This is a genomic window from Serratia silvae, from assembly GCF_023282985.1.
GTDB classification, from domain to species: domain Bacteria; phylum Pseudomonadota; class Gammaproteobacteria; order Enterobacterales; family Enterobacteriaceae; genus Chania; species Chania silvae.
Genome location: NZ_JAGQDC010000042.1, coordinates 1 through 2,183, shown reverse-complemented (window position 1 = coordinate 2,183; position 2,183 = coordinate 1). Strand labels below are relative to the sequence as shown.

The 2,183-nt window shown below is 34.0% G+C and carries 1 protein-coding gene; it reads right to left on the bottom strand.

Annotation, left to right across the window (positions count from 1 at the left end; all coding sequences use genetic code 11):
- Positions 1 to 487: 487 nt before the first annotated feature.
- Positions 488 to 1,876: a HEPN domain-containing protein gene (locus KAJ71_RS23115; protein WP_248947783.1), complete on the bottom strand. Its 1,389-nt coding sequence runs from the start codon at positions 1,874 to 1,876 to the stop codon at positions 488 to 490.
- Between the last annotated feature and the right edge of the window lie 307 nt (positions 1,877 to 2,183).

Genomic DNA, 2,183 nt, shown 5'->3' with positions numbered 1-2,183 from the left:
GCGGACTCAGCCCGGAACAATTTGAAAACCAGACCCTCGCTTAGTCGTGTGTCCATTGTTAGTGGGTAAGATCAGTATGTCTTAAATAGATCGAAGAGTAAATGACACAGTTTCTAATAAAGTCAGAAATGGAGAGTGGTGTTAAATACAAATTCATTGTCAAATCAGGTCTATCATATGAAGATTTAGCTGGATTAAGATTGCAAGTTAATCGCGTAGATAACGGGCTAAATGATAGAGTTGCAGATTTAGATTATTATTGGACTCAAGAAAGAGGTAGTATGTGCGAACCCACGTATCTTGTACTTGATCGTATAGATAATTGAACTTCACTGAGACTGAAATTAATAGGACATTTTATACCAATGAGATGCTCACATTGTAACTATGTGAGCATCATTTTTCAGAGTTAGTATATTGATTAGTAATATTGTTCTCAATCTATAAAATCTCTAAACCACATCCATATTAATTACTGTACCGACTTCTATTCAGTTTCATCAAGAATTGCCCGTTCAGGTATTTTGTCCAAAAAGTCTGGCATTTTTATATTAAAATCAGTTTTGCTAAAACCAAAAATAGAAAGATAAAATATAGCTCCAACTAAAGTTTTTGAGCAGAACTCTATTGGACAGAAATGTAATTTTTCATCAAGAGAAGAACCGTGAACGATTTTTGAGCGAACATTATAGAGTTGCCTTGCTTTATCCCTAACTATGTCATCAAGACCAGTCCGATTAATATTTAAATTAGTTACTCTTCTCTTGAAAGTTTCAGTAGTATCGTCTTCGTCAAAATTTACTAATGCTTCTAATGAACTCACAAGCTTCTGTATTTGCTGATGCCAATTAGACTCAGTAACAGCATCACCATACCATAGTAGTGAACGTTCGATGCGTTCAACTACTCTTTGCTTAGTAGCACTTGGCAATAATAATAACTCCGGAATTTGCATCGATAGGTCAATTAAGTTATTCTCTATCATTCGCCCTTCAATAAAGCCTTTCCAAAAATGCTCTGAATGATAGTGTAGTATATCGAATTTAAGGGTTGTGACCCTTTCCATATTATTTGTATTTTTTCCATATTTATAAAAATCTAACCTGTGCCTATCTATCTCATGAGAAGCTAATAGCGGGATTGCTTGGGGAGATAACCTTGTCGCCAAAAGTTTCAGTATATTATAAGTAGCTTCCTTTGCTTTCCCTGCTAAATGTAATGCAAGTAGTTTACTACATTTATTCTGAATTCTAACCTCAAGGTAATAATTGCTTTCGTTCGGACGCGTTTTTTTAAAAATAGAAAGTTCATCACTATCTAAACCCATTGATTTAATTGGAATTAAACCAATGTTCTCACTAAGCTGTAGCTCTTTATCAAAATTAAAGATAGTGACTGGAAAATGAAACACATAACGAGAGAATTCCTTCTTAAATGTATCTATTCGCCGCTCACCAATTTTCTGTAAATCACCGATTTTTACTCCTTTGTACTTCTCATTATCACTACAAGTCTCTTCAACATCATCTAAATCAAAATTTGCATACTCATAAACGATTGCCTCAATGATCTTATTAAGCTCTTCTGCCAAACAGTGAAGATTGTTGTTTTTATGAATTAGCCCAGACAATTCTCGGGTAAGATTCAAAGAGCGTGTGGAATGATATAATTGATAAATGCAAGGAGTCTTATCCTCCCATTTTTTCAGCATTTCAGCTTGGAGATCAATCGGAGCATCTATACATATAGTGAATATATTGCTTTCCTGTATACCTTTGTAAAAAGCATCCTTATCCTCAAGCCAAAGTTTATAGGAACGAGCTAATTCTTCTAACAACTCAACAAACTTTTTTTTACTTTCACCGGATAACTTCATAAATTTATAACCGCTTGAGTGATTGACTGTTCATTTATAGACTACATGCAGAAAGAAACTTAAGGCAAGCCTTGGAGTGATATATAGTTTACTGTTTGAATAGTTAGAGAAAATTCGTCAGAAATGGTTTCCTTATGGCAGAGAATAAAGGATAGATATCGATAGGATGAATTACAATAAAAACATTTATAATCAAATCGTTACTATGTTAACGATGAGCACTATTAATATTTTTATTTCTAACTGAATACCACGTCCTATGGACGTGGTTATCGGCTTTTTGGCTCTGCCAGTAATGCTACTCATG